The organism is Sunxiuqinia sp. A32 (assembly GCF_052690465.1).
This window is the reverse complement of record NZ_JBQYLI010000005.1, coordinates 130472-147264: the sequence shown is the minus strand read 5'-3', so window position 1 is coordinate 147264 and position 16793 is coordinate 130472. Positions and strand designations below refer to the sequence as shown.

The following is a 16793-nucleotide window of genomic DNA, read 5'->3' as shown; positions in this document are numbered from 1 at the left end:
AGGGGCTTCCAATAGTTAAAACTAATTCATATAAACAATCAACCATGAAACTACTCCAAAAACTTACACTAACTATTTTGTTTTCAATAATTCTGTTGCCGGCAATGGCACAGGATTACAATTCATTGCCCGTTCAAAGGGAAATAGAAAATGGCGTTATTGAAGGCTTTTACGATGTAAAAACAGGAATTCAACATTATCTGGGAATTCCGTTTGCCCAGCCGCCAGTTGGTGAGCTCCGTTGGAAAGCACCTCAGCCGGTAAAGAATTGGAAGGGCGTAAAAGAAACGAAATCCTTTGGACCACGCGCGATTCAGGGCGTACCTGTTGGTAATATGAAATCGCGGGCTAATGGCATGAGTGAAGATTGCCTTTACCTTAATGTTTGGTCACCGGCTAAGCGCAATGAGAAAGGGATTCCAGTGCTGGTTTACTTCTATGGTGGCGGATTTAGAAGGGGGGATGGCTCTGAACTTCGCTATGATGGTGCAAGCACGGCCCAAAAGGGCATTGTTGTGGTAACCATTAATTACCGTTTGAATATATTTGGCTTTTTGGCACATCCGGAATTGTCGGCTGAATCCCCTTATAAAGCTTCGGGAAACTATGGATTGCTTGATCAAAATGCGGCCCTTAAATGGGTGCAAACTAATATTGCCGTTTTTGGCGGTGATCCGGCTAAGGTTACTATTGCTGGTGAATCGGCAGGATCGCTTTCTGTGAGTGCGCAAATGGCAACACCTCTTTCCAAAGGGTTATTCCAGGGCGCAATAGGTGAAAGTGGAGCTATCATTAATCCACTCATGCCTCCAGTACCTCTTGATAAAGCAGAACAAGTTGGGATAGAAATGGCTAAAAAAGTAGGAAATCTTTCCCTTGAGCAACTACGATCATTGAGTGCTCTTGAAATATGGGAGATTTATTGGGATTCAAAAAACACCAGATTTCCTTTAGTACTTGATGGGTATTTCTTTCCTAAGAACCTCGAAAAAATCTTTGAAACAAAGGAGCAGTCACAGGTACCATTGCTGGTGGGTTGGAACTCTGCCGAATCATCAGGTGATGGCTTTATGAGGGGACTGGACTTCACCCCAGAGAATTTTGAGAAAAGAGTAAAAGAAAATTATCCTGACGATTTCAGGGAAATTCTGAAATTATATCCCCATGGAAATATCAACCAGGTTGAATATGCTGCCAAGGATTTGGCATCTGATGGTTTTATAGGGTATTCGACTTGGAAATGGTTTGACTTACATCGAAAAAACAGCGAGGAACCAGTGTATCGTTATTTATTCCGCCGAATTCTTCCTCCCAAGATCGATCATGACACTAACCCGGGAATGGCTGAGAATACGAATACTTCAACTCAAAAATCCCTGGGAGCCAAACATGCCAGCGAAATTGATTATTGTATGGGTAATCTTAGTATTAACAAGGACTTTGCGTGGACAAAAGATGATTATGCAGTATCGAAAACTATGCAGGAATATTTTGCGAATTTTATTAAGACCGGTAATCCAAATGGTTTAGGATTAGCTGAGTGGAAAGCTGCTGCGCCAAGTGATGACGCCCCTTCTGTTATGATAATTGATGTGGAATCGAAATTAATGAAAGCTTATAACGATGAACGTTATCGGCTCTTGGATAAAATTTTTCAAAATCAGTAAATGATGATGTAATTTCTGCTGATGTGAATACAAAAAGAAGAACCTGATTTATTATTAGGGTATAAGATGGGCTGCTGGATTCCACCAACGGCCCATCTTATAAATTATAATCTTGATTTATGGTTTTATGTTTCTTCTGTAAGCATTGGTTATTGTGATTTTTGCTAAGTGTAATTTAGCTTAATCTTGAATTAATTTCAGCAACACATTCTTTTATCTTTTTCTCCCTAATCATTTTTAATGAGCTTAAAAAAGCGTCAACAAAAGTTTTGTTATCTATCAGATCGCCGAAAATGGATCTGATTTGCAGAAACCGGATTGGGTTTTCATGTGATAATGCTGCTGCCCGAATTAATTCATTGCTCAGAGCATCTTCAATAGCATAGGATTTTCCATTTTCATCCACGCCATCATTGTATTTACACCATGCGGCAATTATAAAGGTGGCTCTGGTTATATTCGCTTTGCCTTGCAACTGTGCTTTGATGGTTGGCAATAAGAATATTGGGATTTTTGCAGAGCTTTCCAGACAAATTCGGGAAATTAAATCTTTTATGTAGATATTTTGAAAGCGATCAATCAGGCTCTTTTTGTATTTATTTAAATCAATATTGCCCAAATTGCCAAGTGTTGGTGTAACCTCCTCATTCATGAAAGCTTTTAAGAAAAACTGGAAGTCTTTGTCGTGTGCTGCTTCGTCTATGGTTTTGTAGCCATGCAGGGCTCCCAGCATTCCTAATACGGTGTGGCCGGCATTGAGTAAACGCAATTTCATGTTTTCAAAAGGAATCACGTTTTCAACAAATTGGGCACCTACTTTTTCCCATTCTGGCCTTCCCGTTATAAATTGATCTTCAATTACCCATTGTTTAAATGGTTCGCAAACAACTGGCCACTGGTCTTCAACTTGAAATTCTGTTTTTAATCTTTCGATATCAGCTGCAACGGTGACAGGTGTGATTCGATCTACCATCGAATTGGGGAAAGATACATTCTCTTCAATCCAGGGAAGTAGCTCCGGTTCTGTTTTTTCGATGTATTCGGTAAGTGCTTTTTTAGCCACATCACCATTGCCCTGTATGTTGTCGCACGATTGAATGGTGCATCCTGGTATTCCACGTTGCATTCTTAATTTCAGAGCTTGCGACAGATATCCAAATACAGTTTTGGGTGACATTGGATTTTTCATGTCTTCTACAATTACCGGATTGCTGAAGTCAAATTCTCCTGTCGCTTCATTTAAGTTGTATCCGCCTTCCGTTATCGTGAGTGAGATAATTTTAATAGCAGGATTAGCCATTTTTTCAATAACGGCAATTGGATTCTCGGGAGCAAAAATATATTCAACAATTGATCCGATTACTCTTGCAGTAAGTGATCCATCCAGTTCTTTTGTTATCAGCGTGTATAATCCATCCTGATCTTTAAGAATGTTGTATATCCGACGATCGTAATCGAGCAAGCCAACTCCGCAGATTCCACAATCTAATATGCCGTACCGTTCCATTAATTCGTTGGTGTAGAAAGCTTCGTGTGACCGGTGAAAATTGCCAACGCCGATGTGTACAATACTGGTGGTTACTTTGTCTCTATCATATGAGGGGGTTATAACATCGGATGGTATTAAACTTAGATTTTCCTGATTTAATGATATTGATGTTTTCATGTTATAATTCTTTTTGTGGTCCTTGACTTGTTATTTTGCAAGAGCTTTTTGTCTGCGTAATGCCCAGTAGGCGAAAGCGAAATATCCGATAGTGCAGAATAATGAATATTTGTGAAAGATTTCTTTATTGCGATTGTATATTTCGAAGTCAGAACTTCCGAACATGGTGTTTATAGCCAATATTAATATTATTGCTAAGCAGGTAACTGATAGGATATTAAGCATTTTTGAAAAAAGGGTATTGTCTTTTTGCCGCACCTTTTCGGTTTTTGCTTTTTCATCATGGTAGGCTTTAATATCTAGCTGTAGTTGTTCTTCTTCCAATATTTCAACGGTGTAATTCTCTGTTGCTCCACTTTTTCTGGCCATTAAAGTATATAGAATGATCGTGAAAAACCAGGTAGGGATGAATAAGTAGTAAAACGACATTATATTCAAGGCATTTAGTCCAAAACCCAGGATTAGACCTGCCACCCAAGCAATAATTGCAGGTTTACTGGAAACAAGTTTTTTGTAGTATGCCCAATACCTTGTTAATCCGATTTTAGGAAAGATGAAGTGTTCTGCAAAAACAATCGCACCTACCGGAACAACCAATAGGCCAGCATAAGTTAACATGGGGAGCATTTTTGAAAAGACAAATGGGAAACAAGCTATTATAATTGTAAAAATACCAACAATCATGGTGCTGCTCTTTCTGGAGTGATTTTTAAAAATTGCCTGTGCAGCCAGTCCGGCACGATATAGGTTGGCGTTGGCTGTTGTCCATCCGGCAACGATAACAATAACAAAGCCTGACGCTCCAAGGGCATAGTAAGCAACATCACCCGGGTCTAGGGCAACAACTTCTGTTTTTAGCAGTACCGCAGCGCCAGCCCCCATAATTCCTGCAGCAATCCATGCAATATAGTGCCCAAACAGCATGCCGAAGCTTGAGTGTGCTCCATATATCGATTTTTTTGCGTAGCGCAGTATCGCCATATCGATTAGGCCAACATGAGTTATCGTGTTTGCGGCCCATGCAAATCCAATTACCTCTAATAGCCCTATTCCTGGTGCACCGGTATTGGTTACTCCTTTCCATATTGACTGATCTCCAATTTCAATAAATTCTTTCCAACTTGATATTGTAGTTGATCCGATGACAGAATTTGCAAGTGCCGGCAGTAGAGCAAATGCACCTGCCACAAATAAGACAAATAACCACGGTGCACAGATGCTTGAAAAATCGGCAACAGTATTAAATCCGTATATCGCAACCAACACAACAACAATACCAACGGCAACTACAATAAGTATAAACCAAATATTGGTAGAGTACCAATTTAACTGAGCGGGAATATTAAAGAGGAAACGCACTGCAGAAGAAGAGACGGTGATCATTGCAGCAGAGATAACTGTAAAAATGATTGCATTGGCCCAATTGTAAAGTTTGGTCATTGAGTCTCCGGCAATCTTGTTGAGGTATGTATAGAGACTTAGTCTTGTTTGAACAGCAATCGGAGACGTGAGAAATGTCCAGCTTAATACGGCTAGTATATTGCCAATCAATAATCCTAGTAAAATATCTCGTGTCCCTGCTCCCAAGGAAACAAAGGTGGCACCAATTACAAATTCGGTTGCTGCAACATGTTCTCCTGCATATAATCCTGCAAAATGCTTCCACCCATGAAGTTTGTTTTCTGGAATGGGGAGTTGCTCTTCGTCTAGATGGTCGAAGTTGCGAATTGGCTTAGTTTCCTTCATAATGATTTTTATTAGTTTAGAGTTTAGTCTGTCTGTAAAGTGTCAGTTTTTAATTGTGAATTTCATTAAGTTTTCATCTTCTCAGTATGCTCAATGAAAGATCTATATATTATAAAGCGTAAAATATACGTTATATGGTTCAAATATAGCTGAAATATTTTAGATGAGACAAACTTTATATATAATGAATTTTTATGTTTTTAAGTTTGTTTTAACTCTGTGTACTATTCATTAGGTGAGAATTAAGCTGAATTGTATTGGGAGATAACTATTCTGATCCTTATATTTGCAATAGCTTTAATTTGATGATAAACGTATAAAATACGTGATTGATGGATTTTAGAAAGTTATCCAATGTTTCAGTTGACTGCGTAGTATTTGGGTTTGATAACTCCTGCATAAATATACTTTTGACAAGGCGGCAGCTTTGCATGCATGATGAAAAGTATCCCATAATTGATGATTGGTTATTGACGGGACAACATATTTTTAAAAGCGAGAAGCTGGATGAATCAGCTGTACGTGTATTTAAGGATTTCACAGGCTTGGATAATGTTTATAGTCAGCAATTCAGAACTTTTGGAAACCCGGATCGAATAAAAAACGAAAAAGATTTACTTTGGGTGAAGAGCCGTGGTGGTAGCACCCGGACAATGTCGGTTGCATATTATTTTCTTCTTCCAACAGAGCTGGTTTCGCTTAAGGATGACAACTTAAAATGGTTTTCTGTTAATGAGCTTCCCCAATTAGGCTTTGATCATAAAGAAATAATAATGAAAGCTTATGAGGATCTTCAACAAAAAGTAATGATTGAACCAATCATTTTTGAATTTTTACCTGATAAATTCACCTTAAATGAGCTTCAAATTGCATATGAAGAGGTTCTGAATATCAAAATTGATAATCGAAATTTTCGGAAAAAGGCGATTGGCAAAAAATACATTGTCCCATTGGAGGAGAAACGAAAGGGAATCTCCAAAAAGCCTGCTAATCTTTACATGTTCAGCAGAGATATCTATGATAGAATTGCCAATAAAAATCAGATTGTTAATATTTGAGAGCTAGGTTTGGAATCGTATTCTTCGTTACGAATAGTAATATGGGAGAATCGGTTGTTTCACCTAATTGTAGAATTGGAATTATAGTTCGTCGTATTTTATCTGCGTTGATATACTGTGTTTTATGCGTCTTCGGTGGAAGAATTTGAAAAAAAACACTTAAAATTTTGATGTCATTTTCATGTGCAGCTCATTATTATTTAAATGATGGGAGCTAAACTCGTCATGTGTCTGAATTCATATTATAGAGTTCTGAAGGATTGGGAGACGTGTGAACATGAAAATTTCAAAACGGGATATTGGGATAGTTGATCAAAGGAATGTAAGCCTTTTTCGATTGACAAATAACCATGGCAGTTATATTGAGCTAATCAACTATGGCGCTACTTTGGTATCAGCCGTTGTTCCCGATAAGTTTGGTGAACTTGAAAATGTCGTATTGGGGTTTCCATCATTGGATGGGTACTTGAACGATTGTTGTTATATTGGATCGACCATTGGCAGATATGCAAATCGAATTGGTAATGCATCATTGAAGATAGACAAGAAAAAGTATCAATTAGATAGAAATGATAATATTAACACGAACCATGGCGGTTTTAGCGGGTTTCATTCGAAAATATTTGATTGGAGAATTGAAAAAGACTCCATTATTTTTTATTGTAAAAGTCCGGATGGAGAAGGTGGTTTGCCGGGGAATTTACAATTTTCTGTCACTTACTCATGGAATGATAATCAGGAACTTTCTATAAAATATTGGGCAGAGACTGATAAACCGACTATCGCATATTTCACTAATCACGCATATTTCAATTTGTCTGCCTTAAAAGAAAGTGCATTAGAACAATCACTAGCCATTAGATCATCGAATATTTTAGAGAATACAGAAGATTTTATACCAACAGGAAAAATCATTCCAACTGGGAAACTAAAGTTTTGGAATAATCGAATCATGGATAAAATTAGCTGGCAAGCCAACGGTTTTAAAGGCATAAATTCATATTATATTTTTGATGAAAATCAGAGAGACAAGGTTCAATGTTGTCTGGTTAGTGGGTTGTCCAGCAGGAAATTAGACGTTTTCACCAGTTATCCGGGCATTCAATTATATACTGGTGATTATTTGGATACTCGGGAAATTGGAATGCATGGTTTAAGCTATAAACCATTCGATGGAATTTGTCTCGAATGTCAACATTATCCAGACAGTACAAATCATAGCCATTTCCCTTCAATAATTTTGCGTCCCGAGGATCGTTACGAAGAGTTTATTACATACAAATTCAGCTTAGATACAAACTAAATCAACTATATATGAAATTAGTTATTCGCAATATTCTTTTTATTATTCTGATATTTTCTGTCTCAAAACTGAGTGCTGAAGAATACATTCTACTTTCACCAAATCAAAAATTCACTATTAGATTAACTGTAAACGATAATCTCGAATTTAGTGTAAAATATAAAGAAACCGAGATTGTCGCTCCGTCACCAATTTCTTTATTACTGGGCGATGAGACTGTTTTAGGTGGGAGTTCTGTTGTTGAATCAATCGAGAGTAATGAAGTTCGTGAGCATTTATATCCTTTGCTAGGAAAAAATAAGGAAATACTAAATGACTATAATGAAAAGGTCATTCATTTTGAAAATTCATTTGCAATTGTTCTGCGAGCTTATGATGAAGGAGTGGCATATCGATTTCAAACATCAATTGGCGGTGAAATAATTGTAAAAGAAGAAGAGGCCATCTTTAATTTAAGTAATACAGGAAATACAATATTTCCAACTGCAGATAGTAATATGCGTTCATGGGAGCGAGCCTATGACATATATAATACTATAGAACATGTTCCGGAAGGGCAGTTTTGTGTAACTCCAGCGTTGTTTAAAAATGGGGATATTAATGTAATTATTGCAGAGTCAGATCTTTTTGACTATCCGGGTATGTATCTGATACCTAGTGGAAGTGTCTCTGTTAAAGGAGAATGGGCTAATCGGGCAAAAACGGTTTCCGATTCCAGTGATGTATATGCATATCATCGTGTGCTTGAAAGAGAAGAATACATTGCCAAAACAAATGGCACACGTGATTTTCCATGGAGGGTGGTAATTGCAACAGATGATGACAAACAACTATTAAATAATGAACTGACCTATAAGTTGGCAAGTCCTTCTAAAATCGAAGATACTTCGTGGATTAAACCTGGAAAATCGGCATGGGAGTGGTGGCATGAGGCAATATTGGAATCAGAACAATTAAGCACGATCTCGGGAAAATTGAGCCTTGATTTGTATAAATACTACATTGATTTTGCGGCAGAATACAAATTGGAATATATTACAATGGATGCTGGTTGGGGGGCAGATTATGCCGCGCAGGTATGCAACTATGCAGCTTCCAAAAATGTCAAAGTAATTATGTGGGACTTTATTAATTTGCCCATTGAAAATCCCGAGCGTTTAACTAAAATAAAAAACTTTGGTGCTGCAGGTGTAAAAATTGATTTAATTGAACGCGATGATCAGGAAGCAATCAATTGGTTGGAGCAATTGGCGAGTGAATGTGCAAAACGGGAATTAATCCTTCTATTGCATGGGTGTCCGAAACCTACCGGTTTGCAACGAACCTATCCCAATGTTGTAAGTTTTGAAGCTGTTCGTGGGGCTGAGTGTGCCAAGTGGGATCGAACCCCAAATCCAGATTATCATACTCAATTTCCTTTTATACGAATGTTAGCCGGTCCATTGGATTACACTCCGGGGTCGATGCGAAATGTACATGTAGATGAGTTTGAACCAGTACCTCATGGAATACCAATGACAATGGGAACAAAGGCACACGAATTGGCAATGTATATACTATTTGATCAGCCTCTTGCTTATTTATGCGATTCGCCTGTTGAATATCGTAAGAATATGATCGCAATGAATTTCTTGAAGAAAGTACCAACGGTCTGGGATAAAACATTGCCGTTGGATGGGGCAGTCGGCGAATTTGCAGTTATGGCCAGGAAAAAGGATAAGGATTGGTTTTTAGGTGCGATGACCAATACAACAGCAAGAACAATCTCAATAGACTTTTCATTTCTGGATGAGAATACTACCTATGATCTGGAAATTTATCGTGATAATGAACAAACTGTTTCAGATGCAAAAGCGCTTGAATTTGAAATTAAGCAAGTGAATAATAAATCCATGCTTTCTTTTGATTTGGTTAAAAGTGGAGGGTTGGTTATGCACATTAAAAATTCAAATCCAACGGGTGTTACTAGCACCATTGAGAACAAAAAAATCAAAGTTTATTTGAATAATTTTCAAAATCAATTAAATGTTGAAGCATCGGAAAAAATTCAACAGGTTCAGATTTTTGATTTATTAGGACGAATGTATTCTTTTAATAAAATTTCGCAGGGTGAGTATTCCGTTCAATTAAATGTTGATAGCCTTGTTCCAGGTGTTTATGTTGCGGGAATTAAGACTGATAGATCGCACGTTTTACGAAAATTTCAAAAGTAGATGAATAGTTTTTGGTTCGAATACGAGTGGGCTGCGAGCTGCTTGGTATTTTGTAATTCTTGTGTTTCAAAGTACCAACTCAATTCATCGTATCATTTTGCAGACCACTAAGATTTATCTATATTGGAGCGAACTTAACAACCCAATATGTCCAGGTCGGGGACCATACATAGTTTGTACCAATTGAATCATTTGGAGCGAATTGAAAATCCTGATTTTAAGACAATAAGCAGAGGCTCGGAGTCATATGGAAATCTGTCTGATCAGTCTGTTTGGAAGGCTTTTAAACAGGGAGACGAGTCTGCGTATGAGTTCATGTATAGGAAGTACTTTTCTGATTTGATCAACTACGGACATCAATTCACAAAAAATGACCAGTTACTTGAAGATTGTGTTCAAGACCTGTTTATTGACTTAAAAAGAAATCGAAAAAACCTTACCTCCCAAAATACTTCCATCAAATATTATCTTTTAAAATCTCTCAAAAGACGAATTCTTGAATATCGCAAAAAAGATGAACGACTTACTCGGGAACAAGTTGATAATCATATTGATTTTGAAATTGTTTTACCTGTCGAATCGTTAATTATTGAGAAACAGATTAAGGAATCGAAATTGAAAGAACTTGAAAAGGCGATGGAATCTTTAACAACTAGGCAGCGAGAAGTGCTATATTATATGTTTTATGTCGGACTTTCTTATGAGGAGATCAAAGATATAATGGGATTTGAACATGTTCGGTCTGTCCGAAACGTATTTTACAAAGCTATTTCTGGTTTAAAAAACAGTTTAAAGTTTTTTGTTTTAATCAATATCTATTGTTGATTTTTGCGGCATCTAAACCAGATTGCATTTCCAGTTAGAAAAAATTGAATTTTTCCAGATTTTTTTGATGTCATTTTAATATTTCTTCCCTTATAGAAAAAACAGCAGTTAAATAAATGAAGAAAGGAACTAATATATATGAGGATTTAGGAGATTTATTAACCGATCAAAAATTTGTTGATTGGGTTAAAAATCCTACTCCAGAACTTGATGAGTATTGGAATATTTGGATTGGTGAATCTACGAACAGAAAAGAGCAATTTGAGCAAGCTGTTTTATTGCTTCGGTCAGTTAGGTTCGAAGAGAATAAGAATTTGAAAGACAAAGAAGATCTCATCTGGAAGAAGATTGAATTAGGAATTTATTCATCCCACCGCCATTCAAAAGATAACAAAGGACGAATTATTTCCTTGCTGAACAACTGGAAGATAAATAGAGTAGCTGCCATTGCTTTGATCCTAATTATTGCAGGCGGTTTGTTCGCTTATTTGAATTATCAATCATTATTTAGTCGTCAGCCTGAGCTTATCACAGTTGTTACCAATAATGGTGAAAAACAAACGGTCAAATTGCCTGATGGTTCACAAGTCATGATGAACTCGGGAAGCCGATTGACATATCCTTCGTTTTTTAAAAAACAACGGAATATTGAATTATCCGGAGAAGCTTTTTTCCGTGTAGCCAAAGATTTAAAGAAACCCTTTGTTGTTCACAGCAAGGGATATACCACCCAAGCTCTTGGAACTTCATTTAACGTCAAAGCTTATCAGGGTGAGGAGAAGGTTTCAATTGCATTAAAAACCGGGAAGGTCGTTATAAATAGTGAAAATAAGGAAGACTGGGAAAGTGTTTATTTAGATCCAGGTCAAAAATTGGACATCTCAGGAATTGAAGTGCTGAAATCAATAGTTACAAACGATGATTTATCATGGCAGGATGGGGTCTTAGTATTGAACCGAGCCGGATTTGAGGATTTTGTGAAGATGATTGAACGTTGGTATGGTGTTGAAGTAGAGGTGCATGGAAATCCAGGAGAAAATTGGAGAGTGAATGGTCGATTCAAGAATAAAACATTAGCCGTAGTCCTGGAAAGTATCAGCTTTGCCGAAAACATTAACTATACCTTACAGGGAACACAGGTTGAAATCAGTTTTAAATAATATAAAACTTTAATAATAAAATGAATAGCTCCTAAAAAACAAAAAAACCGGAGATTCGGACCTCCGGCTTTAAAGCATGAAAAGCTCATACAAATCATGCTTTGTTATTAATCAGAATTTGAACTAATTAATTATTCCAAACTTATGAAAAATTATTTATTAAGACAATCGGTTATTAAGCCCCGTTATGTCTTGGGGATATTACTGTTTCACTTATTTTCTGTAGTCGCGACCTATGCAAATGCAGATGCATTTAAAAGAATTGACACCATCAATGAGGTACGAATAACAGTTAATATAAATGAAGCTAGAATACTTGAAGTTTTTGACTTAATTGAATCACAAACGCAATATACATTTGTGTATGATGATCGAGTAATCGATAGTGATCAGCGGATTACAATTGATCAAAACAATGCGAGTATTTATGATATTCTCGTAGAAATTTCATCTGAAACAAATTTGAAATTTAAACAAATTAACGAGATAATAAATGTTGCTAAGAAGAGCTGGAACGAAAAATCAAAGGTTGAGGTTCAGCGGCAACAATCAAATGATGTAAAAATTCAGGGAAGAGTGATTTCGTCTGAAGATAACGAATCACTGGTTGGTGTGAATGTCGTTATCAAAGGGACTACGCAAGGGACTATTACAGATTTTGATGGTAACTATTCAATTAATGCACCTAAAGATGCAATTCTGGTTTTTAGCTTTATTGGTTTCGAAACTCAGGAGATTCCAGTAAATGGAGTACAGCAGATTGATGTTTCTTTGAAGTCAGATTTTACTTCGATTAACGAAGTTATTGTAGTTGGTGCTGCAATCAAAGAAAAAGATTTGACGGGTGCTACCGTCAATGTTAGTGAAGAAACATTGAAAGAGCGCCCGGTAACCAGTATTAATGAGGCCTTGCAAGGTCGTGCTGCTGGTGTTTATATTAAAACAAATCCGCAACCAGGGAGCGATGCCTCAATAAAGGTGCGGGGAAATAACTCGATGAATTATGGTGCAAGTCCGATTTATGTTGTAGATGGTATTGTCATGGATCGCGATTTTAACATGATTAACCTAAGCGACGTAGCATCAATCAATGTTTTAAAAGATGCGTCATCAACTGCATTGTATGGTTCACGTGGTGCCAATGGAGTTATTATTATTACGACTAAGAAGGGGAAAAGTGGCGAAGGAAAAGTTACTTACGATGGTTGGTTTGGTGTTCAAAATTTCACAAACCAATCACTTACTCTGGGCGCAAAAGATATGTATGAGCTTCGTATTGATGCCTTGGAAAATGCAGGTTCTGTAGGAGGAGCTTACTATACTTTAAATCCAGGCGCAAGCAGACAAAATTTCATTAATGATGAACTTTTGGGAGAAGGAAAACTTTGGTTCGCTGATTATGAAAATGAGAGCTATAATAATGGAGACAGCTATAATTGGTTAGATGAAGTTACACGCACTGCCGTTCAGCAAAATCATACTTTAAGTTTTTCTGGTGGTTCTGAAAAAGGAACTTACTATTTAAGTTTTGGTTACACCGATCAGCAAGGGATCGTTGAAAGTTCCAATTACAAACAATACTCAGGAAGAATTAATCTTGAGCAGCAATTAAAACCTTGGTTGAAAGTTGGTACAAATACTTCATATTCCCGTTCAGTAAATGATTTAGTTGATGGAAAAGTATTTGCAGTTGCACGTGGTGCAAACCCGTTGCTTCCAATAAGCGATGAACACTTGTATTTGGCATGGGGGAACAATTGGGATATCAATAGTGAAAATCCAATTAAGTCATTGACATTGGATAAAGACACTTATAAAAGTCGTATTTTTTCTACCAATTATTTGAATATTAATCCAATTGAAGGATTGAATATTCGTTCGTCATTCTCTATCGATGTAATTGATCAGGAATATTACGAATATACACCAAGTGATATTCAACAAGCCTTACGGAATTCGTATCGTGGTATTGCAGTTCATAATCTCGATCACGTTTACAATTATCAATGGGATAATTCAGCGACTTACGATATGAAGTTTGACAAGCACTTTTTGACTGCCTTATTTAGTACAAGTGTTAGCAAAAATTCATTTAAATATACGAATGTGAATGCAGTTGATTTTCCAATTGATGACTTTGGATACAATAATCTTGGATCAGCATTTGGAAAAGAAAGATTTAGCTTGGGTTCGAATTTAGTCACATCAACATTGATGTCTTACCTTGGACGCTTGAATTATAGCTATGATGGGAAGTATTATGCTACTGTAACTGCTAGATATGATGGTTCATCTAAATTTAATGAAGGACATAAGTGGGGAATATTTCCATCTGTTGCTTTAGCATGGAATATGGCTAATGAAAATTTCATGAGCACCCAATCTTTATTTGATTTAGCAAAACTTCGATTTGGCTATGGTACGGTTGGGAACCAAAATATTCCTGATTACTCATTCTTGAGTTTGTATAATCCTTCATATTCTGATGGCAAAGTTTCGTTCAATTCATCTGGACTTAGAGGTACAGCTGACTTGACTTGGGAAAAGCAAGCCCAAATGAATATTGGTTTGGATTTAGGAGTGTTGAATAATAGATTGAAAGTAACTGCTGAGTATTTCAATATTGTCAATTCAAACCTGTTGATGAGAAGAACACTTTCTACTCTTACCGGATATAGCTCAGCTATTGAAAATATTGGAGAAATGACCAATAAAGGTTTTGAACTTTCACTTAGTGGTGAGATTGTTAAAACAAGAGATTTCAATTGGGACCTTTCTGCCAATATTTCTTTTGACAAGAACGAGGTAACTAAGCTTTATGGAAACGTTGATGCCATATACAATTTTGGTGGTTTTACTGGAACCGAAATTCAGCGTACAGGTAACTTCTTCCTTGGAGAATCATTGAACACGATCTACATGTGGGAATTTGACCGTATCATACAGGAAGATGACATGGCCTATGTAAATTCGTTAGAACTTCCAGGTAAGACCTTACAGCCAGGTGATATTTTGCCAAAAGATCAACAACAACCAGGAGAAGATGGATACGGTGTGATCAATGAAGATGATCGGGTTATTGTTGGTAAGAGTGATCCTAAGTTTTATGGTGGTATTTCAAGTAGAATGAACTACAAAAATTTCACTTTGAATGCAGTATTTAACTATTCATATGGAGTTAAAACGATTGGTAGTTTATACGAGGGGTTGATGAATAGCACTGGTTATGGCTCCGCTCATAAAGATATGTTGGATCGTTGGACTCCGGAAAATACAGATACGAATGTTCCACGGGCAACTTACGATAGTTCAATTCGATTTGGAACTGGCGAAACATCCTGGGGATTACAGGATGCTTCTTTCTTAAGGTTAGCTACTTTAACACTGTCCTATGATTTACCTAAAAGTTTGGTGCAACGCGCTGGACTGAGTGATTTTAGGGTTTATACTACTGGGAACAATTTATTTTGTTTGACTAAGTACAAAGGATATGATCCTGAAAATGGTGATTGGTATCCATCTGCCAGAATGTTTGTATTTGGATTAAACTTTAGTTTCTAAAATTAAATACCAGTTGTAATCAACTTAAATACAAAATGATATGAAAAGAATAATTTTTCTAAATATAATATTGGCGACACTGTTTTCGGTTACTTCTTGTTCTGATTTTTTAGTGGAAGAACCAAATACTCAGTTGACTGAAGCCGAGGTATATAGTAATGAAGAGAACATTGAGCTTTTAGTTTCAGGACTTTATACGCAATGGAGAGGCACAAGAAATGACAGACGTGCTTTGTATATGTACACCATGGGAACCGATGAAGGAAAACAAGGTGGACAACAAATTCGTGAGAATAATTATCAGGCAGCATTAGATAAATATAATGGCGCTCTAAACGCATCAAATTCGGTGCTGGCAGAACAGTGGAATAGGCGTTGGCCGATTGTAAGTGCAGCTGCAAAAGCAGTAAAATATTCTGAGTCTGAAGTGTTGAAAGCCGAAGCATGTTTCATCCGCGGGGTTGTAAACTTTGAGCTTGCAATGTATTGGGGACCTATTCCAATTATTGATATTGACGATATGAAGGAATCAAGACAGCCAATAAAAGATGTATTTGAATTTATTATCAAAGATTTGGAATATGCAGCTGCAAATTTGCCAGCCACACAGGAGGATAAGAAACTTCCAACAAATGGTGCGGCTAAGGCATTATTGGGAAAAATATACATGTATGCTCCAAGTGAAACTGGATTACGTGATTATTCAAAAGCAAAGGAATATTTTGACATGGTAATTCCAAATTACACTTTATTGGGATCTTATGCTGACTTATTCAATACAACTCTTAATCAAAATAGTTCGGAGGTAATTTATGCTTTCCAATTCACAAATGTCTGGCCTGATAATAACATGGTGCAACACCATGCAGGTTCTCGGGCAGTTGCTGATTTGGATGCTAATACTTATTTCGGGGGGTATGATCTTTGTATGCCAACTGACTATTATGCTGGAGACATTACCAGTGGTGGAATCTGGGAATCTGGTGATGCACGTAAAGATGTAAGTATTCGGTACGACTTTACCCTTCCTGATGGTAGAGAACCACAAATAACGTGGACAGGTCAGGCTGATGAGTTAGGTCCACACACCAAGAAATTTGAAGATATCCGCACTCAGGGAGTACTTAATTTCTGGTATTCCGGTGGTTTGATGTATTATCTGCGACTTGCTGATATTTTACTTTGTAAAGCGGAATGTTTAAATGAATTGGGTCAGACTGGAGACGCAGTTAATTTGGTAAACTCAACCGTTCGCACTCGTGCTTTTGGAGGAACACTACCCGCCGAATTTGCATGGTCAGCGAGTATGTCTCAAGAAGACTTCCGGAATAATATTATGGATGAAAGAATGCGAGAGCTTGGATTTGAAGGTTGGAGGCGTATGGACCTGATTCGCACAGGTAAACTCATGCAATTTGTTAAGGAAAGAAATCCTTGGGCGAAAGAAGAAGGTACAATTTCTGAGTTTCATAATTTATACCCAATTCCTGAATCTGAGATTAAGCAAAATGAGCTAATTAACGATGAGGATCAAAATCCCGGATATTAAAACTAAAATAGACACAATACCTCAGACGAGTCAATCGTCTGGGGT

At 37.0% G+C, this 16793-nt stretch carries 10 protein-coding genes; 8 read left to right on the top strand and 2 right to left on the bottom strand.

The genetic code is table 11. The annotated features are described in order from the left end of the window. Positions 1–44: 44 nt before the first annotated feature. Positions 45–1667: a carboxylesterase/lipase family protein gene (locus tag ACUNWD_RS06760; RefSeq protein ID WP_445587028.1), complete on the top strand. Its 1623-nt coding sequence runs from the start codon at positions 45–47 to the stop codon at positions 1665–1667. A gap of 175 nt (positions 1668–1842) precedes the next feature. Here ACUNWD_RS06760 and ACUNWD_RS06755 read toward each other — a convergent pair whose 3' ends face one another. Together ACUNWD_RS06755 and ACUNWD_RS06750 are read right to left on the bottom strand one after the other, a co-directional pair. Next, the gene (locus ACUNWD_RS06755) at positions 1843–3333 is read right to left on the bottom strand and encodes a mannitol dehydrogenase family protein (RefSeq protein WP_445587027.1); all 1491 of its coding nucleotides are present in this window, start codon (positions 3331–3333) and stop codon (positions 1843–1845) included. A gap of 30 nt (positions 3334–3363) precedes the next feature. Further along, the gene (locus tag ACUNWD_RS06750; protein ID WP_445587026.1) at positions 3364–5079 is read right to left on the bottom strand and encodes a purine-cytosine permease family protein; all 1716 of its coding nucleotides are present in this window, start codon (positions 5077–5079) and stop codon (positions 3364–3366) included. Positions 5080–5411: 332 nt separating this feature from the next. Between ACUNWD_RS06750 and ACUNWD_RS06745 the strand changes: the two genes are divergently transcribed. The 7 genes from ACUNWD_RS06745 to ACUNWD_RS06715 all read left to right on the top strand — a co-directional run bounded on the left by ACUNWD_RS06745 (position 5412) and on the right by ACUNWD_RS06715 (position 16748). Continuing rightward, entirely contained in the window at positions 5412–6137 is a 726-nt protein-coding gene (locus tag ACUNWD_RS06745; RefSeq protein ID WP_445587025.1) for an NUDIX hydrolase, read from the top strand. Between the two features lie 277 nt (positions 6138–6414). Further along, positions 6415–7440 carry an aldose epimerase family protein gene (locus ACUNWD_RS06740; RefSeq protein WP_445587024.1) on the top strand — a complete coding sequence of 342 codons (1026 nt, stop codon included), beginning with the start codon at positions 6415–6417 and terminating at the stop codon, positions 7438–7440. A gap of 11 nt (positions 7441–7451) precedes the next feature. After that, positions 7452–9653 (top strand): glycoside hydrolase family 97 protein, encoded by a 2202-nt coding sequence (locus tag ACUNWD_RS06735; RefSeq protein ID WP_445587023.1) that lies wholly within the window; start codon positions 7452–7454, stop codon positions 9651–9653. Between the two features lie 192 nt (positions 9654–9845). Next, positions 9846–10478, top strand: coding sequence for an RNA polymerase sigma factor (locus ACUNWD_RS06730; RefSeq protein ID WP_445587022.1), 633 nt, complete (start codon positions 9846–9848; stop codon positions 10476–10478). 116 nt (positions 10479–10594) lie between these two features. Then, positions 10595–11638 (top strand): FecR family protein, encoded by a 1044-nt coding sequence (locus ACUNWD_RS06725; RefSeq protein ID WP_445587021.1) that lies wholly within the window; start codon positions 10595–10597, stop codon positions 11636–11638. A 144-nt stretch (positions 11639–11782) separates the two neighbouring features. After that, complete coding sequence (locus ACUNWD_RS06720) at positions 11783–15199, top strand: SusC/RagA family TonB-linked outer membrane protein (protein ID WP_445587020.1); 3417 nt, start codon at positions 11783–11785, stop codon at positions 15197–15199. Positions 15200–15239: 40 nt separating this feature from the next. Further along, a complete protein-coding gene (locus ACUNWD_RS06715) occupies positions 15240–16748 on the top strand; it encodes a RagB/SusD family nutrient uptake outer membrane protein (protein WP_445587019.1) in 1509 nt (502 codons plus the stop codon). Positions 16749–16793 lie beyond the last annotated feature (45 nt).

Coding starts and splice junctions, on each gene's coding strand:
- ACUNWD_RS06755 (WP_445587027.1), bottom strand. CDS start 3,333: ATGAAAACATCAATATCATTAAATCAGGAAAATCTAAGTTTAATACCA.
- ACUNWD_RS06750 (WP_445587026.1), bottom strand. CDS start 5,079: ATGAAGGAAACTAAGCCAATTCGCAACTTCGACCATCTAGACGAAGAG.
- ACUNWD_RS06725 (WP_445587021.1), top strand. CDS start 10,595: ATGAAGAAAGGAACTAATATATATGAGGATTTAGGAGATTTATTAACC.
- ACUNWD_RS06745 (WP_445587025.1), top strand. CDS start 5,412: ATGGATTTTAGAAAGTTATCCAATGTTTCAGTTGACTGCGTAGTATTT.
- ACUNWD_RS06720 (WP_445587020.1), top strand. CDS start 11,783: ATGAAAAATTATTTATTAAGACAATCGGTTATTAAGCCCCGTTATGTC.
- ACUNWD_RS06735 (WP_445587023.1), top strand. CDS start 7,452: ATGAAATTAGTTATTCGCAATATTCTTTTTATTATTCTGATATTTTCT.
- ACUNWD_RS06715 (WP_445587019.1), top strand. CDS start 15,240: ATGAAAAGAATAATTTTTCTAAATATAATATTGGCGACACTGTTTTCG.
- ACUNWD_RS06760 (WP_445587028.1), top strand. CDS start 45: ATGAAACTACTCCAAAAACTTACACTAACTATTTTGTTTTCAATAATT.
- ACUNWD_RS06740 (WP_445587024.1), top strand. CDS start 6,415: ATGAAAATTTCAAAACGGGATATTGGGATAGTTGATCAAAGGAATGTA.